The organism is Nocardia fodinahabitans (assembly GCF_052983615.1).
In genome coordinates, this window is record NZ_JBRJJC010000001.1 from 6970044 (window position 1) to 6986629 (window position 16586).

Annotated in this window: 14 protein-coding genes and 1 pseudogene; 10 read left to right on the top strand and 5 right to left on the bottom strand. The window is 68.1% G+C overall.

Annotated elements, in window-relative coordinates; genetic code table 11:
* Positions 1-97: 97 nt before the first annotated feature.
* On the bottom strand, positions 98-1588 hold the full coding sequence (locus tag NV348_RS32840) for an FAD-dependent oxidoreductase (protein ID WP_447150364.1): 1491 nt from the start codon (positions 1586-1588) through the stop codon (positions 98-100).
* 161 nt (positions 1589-1749) lie between these two features.
* Between NV348_RS32840 and NV348_RS32845 the strand changes: the two genes are divergently transcribed.
* Positions 1750-2244 carry a glutathione peroxidase gene (locus tag NV348_RS32845; protein ID WP_447150365.1) on the top strand — a complete coding sequence of 165 codons (495 nt, stop codon included), beginning with the start codon at positions 1750-1752 and terminating at the stop codon, positions 2242-2244.
* Between the two features lie 84 nt (positions 2245-2328).
* Here the strand turns inward: NV348_RS32845 and NV348_RS32850 are convergent, their stop codons facing one another.
* Entirely contained in the window at positions 2329-3747 is a 1419-nt protein-coding gene (locus NV348_RS32850) for an MFS transporter (protein ID WP_447150366.1), read from the bottom strand.
* A gap of 138 nt (positions 3748-3885) precedes the next feature.
* Between NV348_RS32850 and NV348_RS32855 the strand changes: the two genes are divergently transcribed.
* The 3 genes from NV348_RS32855 to NV348_RS32865 all read left to right on the top strand — a co-directional run bounded on the left by NV348_RS32855 (position 3886) and on the right by NV348_RS32865 (position 6402).
* On the top strand, positions 3886-4626 hold the full coding sequence (locus NV348_RS32855; RefSeq protein WP_447150367.1) for an SDR family oxidoreductase: 741 nt from the start codon (positions 3886-3888) through the stop codon (positions 4624-4626).
* Positions 4627-4711: 85 nt separating this feature from the next.
* The gene (locus tag NV348_RS32860; protein WP_447150368.1) at positions 4712-5542 is read left to right on the top strand and encodes an SAM-dependent methyltransferase; all 831 of its coding nucleotides are present in this window, start codon (positions 4712-4714) and stop codon (positions 5540-5542) included.
* Positions 5543-5580: 38 nt separating this feature from the next.
* The gene (locus tag NV348_RS32865) at positions 5581-6402 is read left to right on the top strand and encodes a class II glutamine amidotransferase (RefSeq protein ID WP_447150369.1); all 822 of its coding nucleotides are present in this window, start codon (positions 5581-5583) and stop codon (positions 6400-6402) included.
* Positions 6403-6424: 22 nt separating this feature from the next.
* Here the strand turns inward: NV348_RS32865 and NV348_RS32870 are convergent, their stop codons facing one another.
* Together NV348_RS32870 and NV348_RS32875 are read right to left on the bottom strand one after the other, a co-directional pair.
* Entirely contained in the window at positions 6425-6751 is a 327-nt protein-coding gene (locus NV348_RS32870) for an amphi-Trp domain-containing protein (RefSeq protein WP_447150370.1), read from the bottom strand.
* Between the two features lie 89 nt (positions 6752-6840).
* Positions 6841-7732, bottom strand: a pseudogene (locus NV348_RS32875) (SDR family oxidoreductase).
* 146 nt (positions 7733-7878) lie between these two features.
* Between NV348_RS32875 and NV348_RS32880 the strand changes: the two are divergent.
* From NV348_RS32880 to NV348_RS32905, 6 genes are all read left to right on the top strand, one after another.
* Positions 7879-8850: a helix-turn-helix transcriptional regulator gene (locus tag NV348_RS32880; RefSeq protein WP_447150371.1), complete on the top strand. Its 972-nt coding sequence runs from the start codon at positions 7879-7881 to the stop codon at positions 8848-8850.
* Positions 8847-9746: a helix-turn-helix transcriptional regulator gene (locus NV348_RS32885; RefSeq protein ID WP_447150372.1), complete on the top strand. Its 900-nt coding sequence runs from the start codon at positions 8847-8849 to the stop codon at positions 9744-9746. Before NV348_RS32880 ends, NV348_RS32885 begins: the two co-directional genes overlap by 4 nt.
* A 200-nt stretch (positions 9747-9946) precedes the next feature.
* Positions 9947-10759 (top strand): LppX_LprAFG lipoprotein, encoded by an 813-nt coding sequence (locus NV348_RS32890; RefSeq protein WP_355271900.1) that lies wholly within the window; start codon positions 9947-9949, stop codon positions 10757-10759.
* Positions 10760-11009: 250 nt separating this feature from the next.
* Positions 11010-12476, top strand: a complete 1467-nt coding sequence (locus NV348_RS32895; protein ID WP_447150373.1) for a fatty acid desaturase — start codon at positions 11010-11012, stop codon at positions 12474-12476.
* 48 nt (positions 12477-12524) lie between these two features.
* Positions 12525-13694, top strand: a complete 1170-nt coding sequence (locus NV348_RS32900) for a type III polyketide synthase (protein ID WP_447150374.1) — start codon at positions 12525-12527, stop codon at positions 13692-13694.
* Positions 13695-13705: 11 nt separating this feature from the next.
* Positions 13706-15571, top strand: a complete 1866-nt coding sequence (locus tag NV348_RS32905; RefSeq protein ID WP_447150375.1) for an ATP-binding cassette domain-containing protein — start codon at positions 13706-13708, stop codon at positions 15569-15571.
* A 54-nt stretch (positions 15572-15625) separates the two neighbouring features.
* Here NV348_RS32905 and NV348_RS32910 read toward each other — a convergent pair whose 3' ends face one another.
* Positions 15626-16507, bottom strand: a complete 882-nt coding sequence (locus tag NV348_RS32910) for a glucosyl-3-phosphoglycerate synthase (protein WP_447150376.1) — start codon at positions 16505-16507, stop codon at positions 15626-15628.
* Positions 16508-16586 lie beyond the last annotated feature (79 nt).

A 16586-nucleotide genomic window follows, 5' to 3' on the forward strand; every position in this document is an offset into this window, starting at 1 on the left:
GGGCTCGAAAAGCCCGCGAGCGCAGCCGGACTCGTCGTCGGGCGGCGGCGCTGCAAGCAGCGTACTGACAGTGGCGGTCCGGTGGGTGCCGCCTGTCTCAGTCCGTGCCGGCCGCTGCCGCGGCCTGACCGGCGCGACGGCCGTAGAAGCTGCCGTCACCGAGTGACGCACCGCTGACGTAACCGTACGCGCACAGCCCTGACGTGCAACGACCTGCGGCGTAGAGTCCGGGAATCGGCTCGCCGCTGACGTGCATCACCCGCGAGTCCAGGTCGGTGCGCAGGCCGCCGAGGGTGAATCCGGCGGTGAAACCACGCAGATCGAAACCGGCCAGGGGAGTCGAGATCGGGCGCACCCATTCGGGCTTCTTGCCCAGCAGCGGGTCACTGCCGTTCTCGGCATGCCGGTTGTAGGTGGCGATCGTGGTCTGCAGCGTTTGTTCCGGCAGTCCCATGTCCGCTTCGAGCTCGGCCACCGTCTCGGCGACCCACTTGGGCGGGAACCGGAAGAACGGGGTGGCGGATTCGGTCGCGAGCGCTTCCTCGAGCGAGGCCTCGTCGATGACGAGGAAGGCCTGATTGTCGTTCTGCAGCAGGGTCGCCTGGCCGATCCGGCCCGGGTAGGTGTCCTCGGTGACGTAGCGCTGGCCGCGCCCGTTGACGAGGATGCCGCGCGCCATCATCTGCGGATCGCCGAAGATGGCGACCTCGCTGGCGTCCATGTGCGCCAGCTCGGCGCCCAGTGCCTGCGCGAGCCGGATGCCGATACCGTCGTGTTCCTCGATCGCCGCGCCGGGCCTGCCGCTCAAGCGCGGGGTGTAGCGGTCGATCATCTCGGTGTCGTAGGCGAAACTCCCGGTCGCCAGGACGACGCCCCGCGCGGCCCGCACGGTGACCGGCTTGCCGTAGTTCGTCGCCAGGATGCCGACCACGCGATCGTCGTCGTCGACGATCAGCCTGCGGATGCGGGTGTCGTACTCGACGTCGATATCGAGCGCGGCGACGGTGTCGGCCAGCGGCTTCATCAGCATGTAGCCGCCGCTGCGCTCACCGATCTTCTTGCCCGCCAGCTCGGGAACGTGACCGCGCGGCGCGGGCTTGGCGATGTCGAGGAACGGCGCGGAGTTCTCGCCGCCGGAGTACATCAGGCCCTCGTCGTGCGGCGGTTCCCAGCCGGGCTCGCCCCAGAACGACTCCTTGAACGGCACACCGCAGTCGACGAGCCAGTTGTAGTGCTCGACGCTGCCCGCGCAGTAGTCGTCGATCTTGGCCTCGTCGACGCCCGGACCGAGCGCCGCCTTGAGAAAGGCGGCCATGTTCTCGGGAGTGTCGTCGAATCCGAGCGCCTGCTGCAGCGGTGTGCCGCCGCCGAGGTAGACGAAGCCGCCCGCCAGCGCCGCCGCGCCGCCCCAGCCGCCGGTGCGTTCCAGGATGAGCACCTTCGCGCCCGCCCTGGCGGCTTCGATCGCGGCGCACACGCCGGCGATGCCGAAACCGGCCACCACCACGTCGGCTTCGAAATCCCAGTGCTCGACGGCGTTCGCGCGCAGCGGGCGGACGGTGTCGATCCGGTGGGGCTGTTCGGTCACGGGCTTCCTCCGCTGCTCGGGTACGTACCGAAATGGTGCCGCCAACCGCGCGACAAAACAAGAACGTGTTACAAAAGCTCCCGCCCAGCGGGACGGTTGCGCCCCGATCGGGCTCCGGTACGGTGGCGATCGAACCGACGTCGACGAGATCTGGTGGTGTTGTGGTGAGCGCGAATATTCGAGACATTGCGGTGCAGACCCTGACCGGGGCCGACACCACGCTGGGCGAACTGGCGGGCGACCGGGCGGTCCTGCTGGTCAACGTGGCCTCCAAGTGTGGCCTGACCCCGCAGTACACCGGCCTGGTCGAGCTCCAGAAGACCTACGGCGAGCGTGGCTTCACGGTGATCGGTGTCCCCTGCAACCAGTTCATGGGTCAGGAGCCCGGCACCGCCGAGGAGATCCAGGAATTCTGCTCGGTCACCTACGGCGTCGACTTCCCGCTGCTGGCCAAGGCCGATGTCAACGGTGACGACCGGCACCCGCTCTACGCCGCCCTGGTCGAGTCCCCCGCCGCCGACGGCAGCGCGGGCGATATCCAGTGGAACTTCGAGAAGTTCCTCATCGGCCGCGACGGCACGGTCGCGGGCCGCTTCCGCCCGACCGTCACCCCGGACGCGGGCGAGGTCGTCACCGCGATCGAAGCCCAGCTCTGATCGCAGGCTCGGCAGCATCGATGCCGAGCCCGTGCGCCGACAGCGGGTGTGCTGCCGGCGCCATCGTGGTGCCCCGACGCCGGGTCAGCGTCGCGTGCGCTGCACCGCCATCGCCGCGAGTGCCGCGGCCACCAGCGTGGTGACCGCGCCCAGAACATGGACGACGACCAGCGCCCCGCTGGCCGACGTCTCCGCGAGCGCGAAGAACACCGACCCGAAACTCGCGATCCCCACCACGATCCCCAGCTGCACGCTCGTCACCAGAATGCCGCTGGCGTCGGCGGCCAGCGCCATCGGCACCGAGGCCAGCGCCCTGGTCATCAGGGGACTGAACGCCAGCCCGTTGCCGAGGCCGAGCAGCCCGAAGGCGACCAGGATGGCCGGACCGATTCCGGCGCCGTCGCGCAGCAGCAGCGCCAGCCAGCCCATCGCCGCCGCCCCCAGCACGAGTCCGAGCGGGATCATGCCGGCGTGCCACCGCTGCGGGATCCGCTGCCGATACAGCCCGGCGGCCGCGAAGGTGATGCCCATCGGCAGGAACTGCACGCCGGCATGCAGTGCCCGGTAACCGAGTTCGCCCTGCAGGTGAATCGCCATCGCGAACAGCCAGCCACCGAAACTCGCCATGATCAGCAGCAGCGTAGCCGCGGTGAGCAGCAGGCCGGGCGCGGCCAGCACCCGAGGAGAGAACAGGGGCTCCCCGCCGCGCGCGGCCACGGACCGCTCGATTCCGGCGAACACGGCCACACCGAGGACACCGGCGCCGAGGCACAGCCACGACCACACCGGGAAATCGAGTTCCCGGCCGAGCACCAGCGGAACGACGAGCAGCAGCACGGTGACGGTGAGCGTCGCCAGACCCGGCACGTCGAGTTCGCGCTCGGTGCGCGCGGCGGTCACCGGAAGCGCGGCGGGCGCGATCGCCAGCAGCGCCAGACCCAGCGGCACATTCACCAGGAACACCCCGCGCCAGCTGCTGCCCGCGAGGTCGGCGTCGACGATCAGACCACCCAAGATCTGCCCGGCCACCATGCCACCGGAGATGATCGCCGCGTAGACGCTCAGCGCCCTGGCCCGTGCCGGTCCGGTGAAGGTGCGCTGGATCAGCGTCATCACCTGCGGCACCATCGCCGCCGCGCCCATTCCCTGGGCGAACCGGAACACGATGAGCGACAACTCGTTCCAGGCCAGTCCGCAGGCCAGCGAGGCCACCGTGAACACCGTGAGCCCGGCGATGAAGGTGCGCCGCTGGGTGAACCGGTCACCGAGGCGGGCACCGCAGACCAGCAGCACCGCGTACGCGATGACGTAGCCGGCGACGATCAATTGCAGCGCCGCGCCGCCGGTGCGCAGATCCGCCCGGATCGACGGGATGGCGACATTGACGATGGAGGCGTCGAGCACCGCCATGAACTGCCCGGTAAGGATGACGACGAGCAGGGCGACCGCTCGCCTGCCCGTCAGCGATGCGTGCGCCGGGGCCGGCGCGATGGTCTGGGTCATGCGCTGATCGTGGGCCGTGCGCGGGCTGCCGACCAGGAGTCCATCGACACGGGTATCGCCGGTACCTGCCTGATGTCACACCGCGCGAACGTATTTCGTCGTCCCGTCGACAGGTTCACCGACGAAGGAGACACCCACATGCGAATCGCAGTGATCGGCGCGAGCGGACGAATCGGCCGCGAAATCGTCGACGTGCTGAAGAATCAGGGAGAGGACGTCGTCGAGATCACCCGCTCGGCCGGGGTCGACGTGGTAACCGGTCGGGGACTGGCCGACGCCTTGGCCGGCGCCGACCTGGTCGTCGACGCGATCAACGCCGAGACCACCGACACCGCCGCGGTCACCGCGTTCTTCGACACCGTCGCGTGCAACGTCGGCCGGGCCGCGGCGGCAGCGGGCGTAGCCCGGATCGCGCTGGTGTCGATCATCGGCATCGACGACTTCACCGGGGGCCACTACGCGGGCAAACTCGCCCAGGAGCGCGCCTACCAGGTGGGCCCGGTGCCGGTGCGCATCCTGCGCGCCGCCCAGTTCCACGAATTCACCGAGATGATGCTCGACTGGACCACCGTCGGTGATCGCGCCGAGGTACCCGCCTACCGAGCGCGTTTGGTCTCGGCGCGCACCGTCGCCGAGCACCTCGCCGACGTCGTGCGGACCGACGGGCCGGCGATGGTCGAGATCGCCGGTCCCGAGGAATGGCGCCTGGTCGAGGCGGTCGCGCTGGTCGCCGCCCGCCGGGGCGCGCCGGCCCGCGTCGTCGAAGTCGTGGACACCACCGACCCGGACCACCGGCGGCAGGCCGACGGCGCGCTGCTGCCCGGACCCGCGGCGATCATCGCGGGCCCGACCTTCACCGAGTGGCTCGACCGGCGGTGAGCTCGACTCGGGATAGCTTCCGCGCCAACGGAACCGATGCTCTAGGCTGAATTCGTACAGTCGGTCTGATGCCCGGAGGCGCCCGATGTCGCAATCTTCTGCCGCCTACCCCAGCTCTGTTCCGGTCGGGGTGGACACCACACGCGCGAGCATCGCGCGTGTCTACGATGCCGCGCTCAACGGCAAAGACAACTTCGACGTGGACCGGGCGGTGCTGGAGCAGGTCCGCACCGTCGCGCCGCAGGTGAACGATTTGGCTTGGGCCAACCGTGATTTCCTGATTCGCGCGTGCCGGTTCCTGGCCAAGGCCGGGATCGATCAGTTCCTCGATCTCGGTTCCGGCCTGCCCACCGCGGAGAACACCCACCAGGTGGTCCAGCGGGTGAACCCGCAGTCGCGGGTGGTCTACGTCGACAACGACCCGTCGGTCCTCGCGCACGCTCAGGCGCTGCTGGCCAGCAACAACCGCACCCGCATCGCCGAGGCCGACATCTTCCGCCCGCTCGAGGTGCTCGGCAACGAGACGATCCGGAGCACCCTCGACTTCACCCGCCCGCTGGCGCTGTTCCACATCGGCACCCTGCACCACTACCTGGGTGAGGACGGGCCCGCGCTGATGCAGACCTACATCGACGCCCTGCCCTCGGGCTCGTTCGTAGCGATCGCCCACTTCCACGACCCGCAGACGCCCGAATACACCGATCTGGCCCGCACGATGGAAGAGAAGTTCATCCACAGCCCGATGGGCAGCGGCCGCTTCCGGACCAGGGACGAGATCCAGGCCATGTTCGGCGACCTGGAAATGGTCGAACCGGGCCTCGTCCGCTGCGACGATTGGTGGCCCGACGGGCCCCACCTCACCCCGCTCAACGCCGTGCGCCACTGCATCGTCGGCGGAGTCGGCCGCAAACGCTAGGCCGCAGTTTCTGCCAGAATGGTGGTGTGTGCCGGTGGATGGCCTACTCGGGTGAGCCGATCCTCGCCGAGGATCTGTTGTTCCGCCCTGCGCACTCCCTGATCGACCAGAGCCTGCACTCACACATGGCCGCGACCACCACCAACGGTGACGGCTTCGGCCTCGGCTGGTACGGCCTCGGCGCCGAGCCCGCGGTGTACAAGAGCATCGAACCCGCCTGGAACGATCGAAATCTGCGGGAGATCGCGGGTCAGGTGCGCACGCCGATGCTGCTCGCGCATGTTCGGGCCTCGACCGGGACGCCGGTACAGCGCAGCAACTGTCACCCGTTCCGGCACGGACGGTGGTTGTGGGTGCACAACGGCGCCCTGCGCGGCTTCCACGAGACCCGGCGTGACCTGCTCGCGGCCGTCGAACCGGGGCTCTTCGCCGACATCGAGGGTTCGACGGACAGCGAAACCCTGTTCTACCTGGCCTTGACGTTCGGCCTCGTCGACGATCCGTTCGGTGCTGTCGCCCGCGCGGTGGGTTTCGTCGAGGACGTCGGTCACGCGTACGGGGTAGACCATCCGGTGCAGATGACCGTCGCGACGGCCGACGGGGAATTCCTCTGGTTCTTCCGCTATTCCAGCGAGCGAGAATCGCGGACGCTGTTCTTCTCGACCGAGTTGGCCGCCTTGCGGGCACTGCACCCCGAGGTCGAGGTATTGCGCGAACTCGGCTCCGAGACCCGATTCGTGGTCTCGGAGCCGCTGCGCGATCTGCCCGGCGCATGGAACGAAGTGCCGGAATCATCGGCCGGGGTGGTGGGCGCCGGTGCCGACTCGATCCGCTCCTTCGCGCCGATTGCACCGGGCTGAGCCCGGCGCGGTTCAGCAGGAACTAGCCGGCGGCGGTTTTCCGGGCGCGCGCCCGGCGCGTGGTTTTGGCCGGAGCCGCGGCTTTCGGTCGTGGCGACGGCGCAGGGGTCGGCGATTCGACCGGATCGTCGCGCCATTTGATTTCGATCTCGATCTCGGTCTCGTCACCGTCGACCTCGATCTCGAATTCCCAGCTGACCCGGTCGGCGACGACGATCTCGATCGAATCGCCTTCTGAGCTGTATTCCACCTCCGATCCGCCCGCTAGAGCCTTGCCTATCGCGATCAGCCGCGCGGCCGCCTCGTGACGAGAGAGCTCGGTCTTTCTCTTGATCTCCAACTTCGGCATGCTGACTCCAGATGTCGGGTCTCACTGAGTGGATAACTACACCGTAGCTGGTATTTCGGGCGCTGCCCGTGACCCGGCGCCCGTGGTGGTCATCGGGCCGACGGTCGACCGGGTCCGGTCGATCCAGGGCTGGTGCGTGCCGGTTCGCCGGTCGGGAAGCGAGTGTGGGTGAGGGTCTCGGAGATCTGCCAGATGCGTGCGGCGTCGTCTTCGCTGCGTAGCCGGGAGTAGACGGTTTGTTCGGCCGGGGCGCCGGACAGGTGCCCGAGCCCGCTCGGACCGTACAAACGGGCGCCGCGGGCGTCCGGCGAGGTGGCCGCCAGGAGTGCGGGCAGCAGTGCCGTCTCGACGGTGCCGACGAGGATGCCGCGGCGGGACAGCGCGTGGATGAGGCGCCTGCCGACGGTATCTCGGGTTCGGCCGACCTCGGGGCGCGCGGCCAGGAGATTGGTGGGCGCGATGCCGGGGGTGGTAGGACCGTTCCCAGTTGAGGTCGTCCCAGTGGATGGCGTGCTGGTTCGCGGCGATACTGATCTGCGAGGTCACCCGCGCCTGACCGGCGCGCAGCAGGGGCAGTAGGTGGGCGACGAGCGCGAAGTGCCCCAGATGGTTGCTGCCGAACTGCAACTCGAACCCGTCGGCAGTGGTTTGCCGGTCCGGCGGGGTCATCACGCCGGCGTTGTTGACGAGAATGTGGATGGGACGGTTCTCGCCACGCAAGGTGGCGCCCAGTGCGGTGACCGAGTCCAGGGACGACAGATCGAGGTCGCGCAGGGACAGGACCGCTCGCGGGTACTCCTGCTCGATCCTCGCCACCGCCGCGTCGCCCTTACGCCGGTTGCGGACGGGCATGACGACCTCCGCTCCCGCCGCGGCCAGCCGGGTCGCCAGACCGAGGCCGACTCCGTCGCTGGCGCCGGTGACGACCGCGAGTTTCCCGGTCAGGTCCGGCACCGTGAGGTCGGGCTGTGTGTGTGCCATGCGTTGCTCCTGGTTCGCTGGAAGGTGGACCTACATTCAGGCTGCGCGCAGAACGCGGAGTTATCCACGGCCTGTCGATCCCAGGCAACCGTCGAGCGCCGCGGGCAGACTGAAGACAGGACCGGAGGCCAAGGAGGAAGCAGCCGATGATCGATCGAGCGGGGCTCGCCGAATTCCTGCGCCGCCGCCGAGCGGCACTGCAACCCGAAGACGTCGGTCTCCCACGCGGGCAACGCAGAAGAACCGCCGGTCTGCGTCGCGAAGAGGTCGCCACGCTGTGCCACATCTCGGCCGACTACTACAGCCGGCTCGAGCGCGAACGGGGACCGCATCCGTCCGAGCAGATGATCGCCTCGATCGCGCAGGGACTGCATCTGTCGCTCGACGAGCGCGACCACCTGTTCCGCCTGGCCGGGCACAACCCACCCGCGCGTGGCTCGACCAGCGAACACATCAGCCCCGGCCTGCTGCGGATCTTCGATCGGCTCACCGACACCCCCGCCGAGATCGTCACCGAACTCGGCGAGACCTTGCGGCAGACCCCGCTGGGCATCGCGATCACCGGCGACACCACCTGCTACACCGGCCCCGCCCGCTCCCTCGGCTATCGGTGGTTCACCGACCCCGCGACCCGGGCCATGTACCACCCCGACGACCACCCGCTGCACTCCCGCGTCTTCGCCTCCGGATTGCGGGCGATGGTCACCCTCCGCGGCCCCGGATCACGGGCCGCTCACCTGCTGGAGCTCCTGCTCGCCCGTAGCGCGGAATTCCGCACCGTCTGGAACGAACACGAAATCGGTGTCCACTACACGGGCGTGAAACGCTACGTGCACCCCACTCCCACTGACGCCGCCGAACGCATGAAGCGATTCCGCGCGATCGCCGGTGCTCGCGACCCCGATCACCGCTTACTTGCCGCATCGGGTCGTCAACGGCCGCATCGGCTTGCTCGGCGACGCCGCGCAGACGCAGACGCCGATGACCGGTGCCGGGTTCGAAGAAGCGGTGACAGTCCTGCAGCCGTTCCTTCGCGAGCGCCTGAGCACCGGCCCGCCGAAACGGGTATCAGTACCACCTGGATACCAGGATCGGGTTCGGCGACGATGGACCGATGAGTGAAGTGGTCGACATGCGCTCGGTACGGACCGAGCGCAGGGCACAACTCGGCGCGTTCCTGAAGTCGCGCCGGGCCAGGATCGCTCCCGGCGATGTCGGATTGCCGCCCGGGCCACGCAGGCGCACACCGGGTCTGCGGCGCGAGGAGGTCGCCCAGCTGTCGGGAATCGGGGTCACCTGGTACACCTGGCTCGAACAGGGCAGACCGATCAATGCCAGTGTCCAGGTGCTCGACGCGGTCGCTCGCACGCTGTGCCTGGACCCGGCGGAGAAGGCGCACCTGTACCGGCTGGCCGACGTGCCGACCGTGCCCAGGTCAACGGGGGAGTCGGCGATGCCGCCGGGACTGCCGGTGATCCTGGATCAGCTCTCGCCGTTGCCCGCGGCGCTGCTGAGCGCGAAATACGATGTGCTCGCCCACAACGCCGCCTATCGCGCGCTGTGCCCCGGCTTCACCGACGGCGAGCGCAACGTTCTGCGCCGCGCGTTCCTGACGCCCGACTGCTGCAATCCGTACGAGCACAACGAGGACGATCTGCGCCGCATGGTCGCCTACCTGCGCGGCGCCTACGTGCGGTATCTCGACGACCCGCAGTGGCAGGCGCTGATCGGCGAACTGTGCGGTGCGAGTCCGCTGTTCGCCCGCCTGTGGGCCCGCAACGACGTCGCCGTGCCGAAGAGCCTGGTCAAGGTGATCCAGCATCTGGCGGTCGGCAAGATCGCGATGCACATGACGAGCATGTCGCTGCCGGTGATCGACGGCGCCTGGATGCAGATCTTCACCCCGGCCGACGACGCGGCCACCGCGACGATGTCCCGCTTGCTCGCGATGTCCGAGCAGGAACGCCGCGCACCGGTCATCGAGCACGCCCAGCGCTACCACGCGGTCGGCTGACCTGCGCGAACGACCGAATCGATCCCGCTGAGCGGGACCGAAAACTCCACTGCGCGCTTGCAAGTCGCAATCTGCGAACCTCGGGTACTATCGCCGTCGGGGGAGCGCGAGATGTCCGATGTTCTGCTTAGTATGTCGCAGGCACCGGCAGCTTCGGCTGCCTCACCAACGCCATACTCGACATCTCCAGGGGATGAAACTTGATCGACACGACACCGAACCCCACCCCCCGGAGCCGCTTCGCGCGGCGCTCCGGCATCACTTCGATCGTCGCGGCCGCTGCTCTCTGCGCCGCGCTCGTCACCGGCTGCACCAAGGACGACGCCACCACCACCGCGGCGCCGCCCACCGGTCAGCTGCCCGACGGCGCGCAGATCGTGAAGGAGTCGGCGAAGACCACGCAGACCCTGCACACCGTGCACCTGAAGATCAATGTGAAGAACCTGCCGAACCTGCCCGTGGAGACCGTCTCGGCCGACGTCACCAACGAGACCCAGGGTTCCGGCGCCGCGATGGGCGAGGCGAAGGTCAAGCTCAAGCCGGAGGCCGACTTCACCGAGTCGAAGTTCCTCGTCGTGGACAAGGTCCTCTACACCCAGGCCGGCGGCCGCTACGTGCCCGCGGGCCCGGCGGAGAAGGTCTACGATCCGGGCGTCATCCTGGACAAGGACAAGGGCATCGCGAACGTGATCGCCAACGTCCAGAACCCGAAGACCGAGGGCCGCGAGGTCATCGACGGCATCAACACCGTCAAGGTCACCGGCACCATCGATGCCGCCGTGATCGACCCGATCGTGCCCCGCGTCGGTGAGAACGCGGGCACCATGCCGATCACCCTGTGGATCCAGGACACCGCGCCGCCTGCCTCGGATTCGACCAAGCCGTCGGACGCCGCGTCCACCGGTGAGGGCCCGAATCTCGTTCGCGCCGTGGTGAAGAAGGACCAGGGCGAGGTCACCGTCGGCCTGTCCAACTGGGCCAAGCCGGTCAACATCGTCAAGCCGGCTGGCTGATCCGAGCCGACCGAACCGGAGACCACACACCGGTCCGGGGACCGCGGAGCCTGGCACGCAGTGCCGTCCGCGGCCCCGGGCCGGTGTGTCGTCTGGGTGTCGCCTGCGGTAACCGGAGCTTCGAGCCGGAGGCGCGGCACCGATAAGAGAATGTTCAGCGAGATGCAAGGCGCCACAAGGACTATACGTGTCGGGACGCTGGTCGGCAGGCAACACGCATCGAACGCCGATCGACACGGAGGAAGAACTAATGACGATCGATGATCGACCTGATGAAGAGGAGCGCGAGCTCCCGCCACCGCCCGGCCCCGGGGGACGGCCTCCCGTCAACAACGTATGGGTTTATAACGGCAGAGCCTACGACCTGAGTGACTGGATCTCCAAGCATCCAGGCGGTGAATTCTTCATCGGCCGGACGAAGAACCGCGACATCACCTCGATCATCGGTTCCTACCACCGTGATCCGGAAAAAATCGCGCGGATGATCGAGCGTTACAGCCTCGGTCGCGATGCCACTCCCGAAGACATCCACCCGAAGAACAACGCGCCCGACTTCCTGTTCAAGGAAGGCTTCAACAGCTGGGACGACACCCCGAAGTACAAGTTCGACAACAAGACCGACCTCCTGCATCAGGTCAAGGCCCGGATCAAGGAACCCGAGCTGGCGGCCCGCCTGAAGCGGATGGACCGCGCGTTCGACGTCGTCGTCGCCGTGCTGATCTTCCTCTACTTCGCCGTGCAGGGCCTGCGCCTGTGGGACACCAGCTGGATGCCGTTGCCGGTCTTCGTGATCGCGATGGTGCTGCTGCGCAGCTCACTGGCCGGATTCGGCCACTACGCGATCCACCGGGCGCAGAAGGGCCTCAACAAGTACGCGGTGAACGCGTTCGACATGAATTATGTCGCACTGTCTTTCGTCACCGCTGATGGTCACGCCCTGCTGCACCACCCGCACACACAGAGTGAAGTCGACATCAAGAAGAACGTCTTCACGATGATGATGCAGGTGCCGCGCCTGTACCGGGTGCCCGTGCATACGGTACACAAGTTCGGACATCTGTTGACGGGCATGATCATTCGCCTGCTCGATGTCTGCCGGCTCACCCGCAAGGTGGGCATCAAGGACATGTACGGCACCTGGCGCGGCGCGCTGCCGCACTTCATCGGCTCCTTCGGTATCCGCTTCCTGCTGGTGGCCGAGGTCGTCGTGTTCACCCTCGCGGGCGACTTCTGGGCGTGGGCACTGCAATTCGTGATCACCCTGTGGATCAGCACCTTCATGGTGGTGGCCAGCCACGACTTCGAGGTGCCGACCGAGGAACTGCACACCGAGACCGAGGACTGGGCGGTCAACCAGCTCGAGCAGGCCTACGACCTGACCGTGGTCGGCAACAAGTACGTCGACTGCTTCCTCTCCGCGGGCCTGAGTTCGCACCGCGTGCATCACGTACTTCCGTTCCAGCGCAGCGGTTTCGCCAATATCGCCTCCGAGGACGTGGTGCGCGAGGAAGCCGCGAAGTTCGGGGTGGAGTGGCTGCCCGCGAAGAGTTTCTTCGGAGATCGTTTCCCCAAGCTGTGCCGGACCTACCTGCTCGCGCCCTCGCGTGAGGCCGAGGAGAACCGGTGGGGATTCGTGCGCGAACACTGCGCACCCACAGCGCTGAAGACCTGTGTGACCTACACGGTGCAGGGCTTCACCGGCATCGGAACGGTCTGATCCGACTCCGCTGCCACGTTCATTTCTGTTTCGAAAGGATTTGTGCCCGTGTCTGTTTCCTTTGACCTGCTCCGCACGCCCGACGTCGAGCGCGGGCACGACCTGCTACCACCCGCCCCGCCGACCACCGTCGGCGTGATCGAAGCGGTCGCCACCGGATCGCCCGAGCTCGTGGTCGACCAGACCGTGAACGCGGGCCGGGTCGCCGAGCTGTTCTCCGATCCCGCACAGCGCCAGCGGATTCCGCGGATCTACCAGAAGACCCGGATCGACACCCGGCACCTGGCGATCGATCCGCTCGACCCGGAGTTCCTCGCGTTCAGCCGTCGCCCCGGCACCATCCGGGAGCGGATGAACCTGTTCTTCGAGCACGCGGTGCCACTCGCGGTCGATGTGGCCCGCCGGGCGGTGGCCGGCCTGGAGAACCCCGCCGAGGACATCGGCCAGCTGATCTTCGTGACCAGCACCGGTTTCATCGCGCCCGGTGTCGACGTCGCGGTGGTCAAGCAGCTGGGGCTGTCGCCGACGGTGGGCCGCATGGTCATCAACTTCATGGGCTGCGCCGCCGCGATGAACGGCATCCGCGCCGCCACCGACTACGTCCGGGCGCACCCGGACAAGAAGGCGATGGTGCTGTGCATCGAGCTGAGCTCGGTGAACGCGGTGTTCGACGACGATGTCAACGACGTCATCACCCACAGCCTCTTCGGTGACGGCTGTGGCGCGGTGGTGATCGGCGCCAACCAGGTGCACCAGCCACTGGCGGCGGGCAGCATCGTGATCCGCGACAGCTTCAGCCACCTGTTCGACGACGCGGAGGACGGCATCGTGCTCGGCGTCGAGGACGCGGGCATCACCTGCGAGCTCGCGACCAGCCTGCCCGACTACATCTACCGCGGCGTGGATCCGGTGGTGACCGAGGTGCTCGCGCGCAACGGCCTGGGCAAGAACGACATCGAGCTGTGGGCGATCCATCCCGGTGGTCCCCGCATCATCGAGGAGTCGGCGCACTCGCTGGGGATCCCGGCCGAGCTGGCGGCGCCGAGCTGGGAGGTGCTCGCCGAGTACGGCAACATGCTGAGTGTCTCGCTGATCTTCGTGCTGGAGCGGATGATCCGCGACGCGCGTTCGGCGGCACCGATTTCCACCGGGGTGGCGTTCTCGTTCGCGCCCGGTGTCACCCTCGAGGGCATCGTGTTCGATGTCATCCGCAGCTGAGAGCGCACGTCATGCATCTACTCCGTTTTCTCGCCGCGCTCTCGCCGGCCAGGATCGCCGCCGTGGTGGCCGCGGGCCTGATCTGCGGTGTGGCCAACACCTACCTGGTGACCCTGATCAACGCGGTCGTCTCACCGAAGCCGCAGCCCGACCATCTGCTGCTGCGTTTCGGGCTGACCGGCCTGGTGATCCTGGTCAGCGGGGTGGCGTCGCAGGTGTTGCTGATCCGGCTGTCCCAGGACGCGATCTTCCGGCTGCGCAGCGACCTGAGCTCCGGGATCGTCTCCGCGCCACTGGAACACCTGGAACGGCTCGGTATGCACCGCCTGATGGCGACGCTCACCGAGGACGTGCGGTCGCTGTCGCAGGCCGTGACCGCCATCCCGTCGATCTGCGTCGACGTGGCGACCATCATCGGCTGCTTCGTGTTCCTGGCCATCGTGTCGGGCCCGATCTTCGCGGTGACGGTGGCGGGCACGCTGGTCGGCATCGCGTGTGTCGAGCTGGTGCTCAAGCGGGTGCGCGGGATCTACCGCGAGGCCCGGGAGAACGAGGACGCGCTGCTGCGTTCGTTCCAGGCCGTCACGCTCGGCATCAAGGAACTCAAGCTGCACCGGGGCAGGCGCCGGGATTTCATGGATCGGCATCTGCTCGGATCGGCGGGCACGCTGCGCGATCAGAACACCGACGCGGGCTCGAAGTTCTCCTACGCGCAGGGTTTCGGCCAGGCGCTGCAGCTGGCGACAATGGCGCTGATCCTGTTCGTCATCGCGGCGGCACTGGATCTGCCGCGCGACACGATGGTCGGCTACGTGCTGGTCACCACGTTCCTGGCGATGCCGATGCAGAACTTCATGCACCGCATCCCGGACCTGCTGCGTGGTGACGTGGCGCTGGCCAAGATCCGGGCGATGAACCTGTCGATGGAGACCCTGCACGACGAGGAGCTCCTGCCGTACACCGAGCGTCCAGTGGCAGGGGAGGCCAAACTGGAACTGACCAACGTCAGCTATGTGTACCGCGCCGAGGCTCCGTCACTCGTGCCACCGCCGCCCGGCGCGCATCCGGGTGAACCGGCTGGACCGCCCGCGCGTGGTGGACATCCGCCGCGTCCGGGAATGCCGCCGCGCGAGGGCAACGGCAGGCCGGGACACGGCGGGCCGCATCCGGCGCATCCCGGTGCGCATCCGGGTGCCGCGCAGCCGGATGTCAACGGTAAGAACTGGATCGACCACGGTGGCACCGATGTGCGCCCGCTGGCACCGCCGCCCGGACTCGACGAGTCCGAGGACGCCGGCTTCCGGCTCGGTCCGATCGACCTGGTTTTCGAACCGGGGCAGATCACGTTCATCGTCGGTGGCAACGGCAGCGGGAAGTCGACGCTGGCCAAGCTCATCACCGGTCTGTACGTGCCACGCTCGGGGTCGTTGTCGCTCAACGGGGAGAGGATCGACCACGACAACATCGAGTGGTACCGGCAGAATTCGTCGGCGGTGTTCACCGATTTCCATCTGTTCGAGGACTACCTGGGCTTCGACCGCCCCGGTATCGACGCCGAAGTCGAGCGGTACCTCGAGGAGTTGCAGATCGCGCACAAGGTGACCGTGCGGGACGGCAGGCTGTCGACCGTCGATCTGTCGCAGGGGCAGCGCAAGCGGCTGGCGCTGCTCACCGCACTGCTCGAGGACCGGCAGATCTACGTCTTCGACGAATGGGCCGCCGATCAGGAGCCGCGCTTCCGCGAGGTCTTCTATCGCGAGATCCTCACCGATCTCAAGCGGCGCGGTAAGACGGTCATCGTGATCACCCACGACGACCGCTACTTCGACTGCGCCGACCAGCTGGTGAAGCTGGACTTCGGTCTGGTCGCGGCGTAGTCCGGCTCGTCGGACGCCGGTTCGGTCCCCGGGACCGGGCCGGCGTTCGTCGTGTCAGGCGATCTCGCGCTGGGTCGCGATGAGCTGCGCCATCGGTGGCCGGTCGGTCAGGCTGACCTCGGAAGGCATCCGCTGCCAGCCGGTGTCGCCCGGCAGGAACTGCACGAGCCCGATCCCGGAGTCGCGGATGCCGAGGCGGTCGAGCAGGGTCGCCACGACCTGCCTGCTCATCACCGCCAGTTCGTGCGTCGGCCGGTTGCGGTGGCGCCGGACGCCGAGATCGACCTGGGTGATCGACGACAGACCATGCCGCTGCCAGCAATCGATGAGGATCCCGATCTCCGCGCCGTAGCCGCTGGCGAAGGAGATGTCGCCGAGAAACGTTCGGGTGGCCGCGTATTCGCCGCCGAGCGGCTGCACGATCTCGGCCAGCGCGGGCGCGAGCGCGGTGAGCAGCGGGCGGGCGACCAGCTGTGTCACCCGGCCGCCGCCGTCCGCTTCCACGCTCGTACCACTCGGCATCGGCCGCCGGTAGAAGCCTTTCACCAGGGCGAGGCCGGGATCGTCGAGCAGCGGCGCGACCAGCATCGGGACGAAGTCCGGGTCCGGGGTGACCAGATCGGCGTCGAGGAAGACGAGCAGATCCCCGGTGCTCACCGCCAGCGACCGCCACAGCACCTCGCCTTTGCCCGGCCGGGTCGCCACCCCGGGCAGCGCCTCCTCCCGGGTGTAGACCGTGGCGCCCGCCGCGCGCGCCCGCGCGATGGTGCGATCGGTCGAGCCGGCGTCGATGACGAGCAGTTCGTCGACGAGCCCGCCGAGCCAGGGCCGGACGGCGGCGATCACCCCGGCGACGGTGTCCTCGTCGTCGAGCGCGGGCACCACCACCGAGACCCGGCGACCCAGCTTGCGGTCGATCAGCGCACGGACGTCCATGCCGACCAGTGAACGACACCGGCCACCGCGGGCGCCACCGATCCGGGCGAATCCTGTGAACGAGGCCAACGGTCCGGCC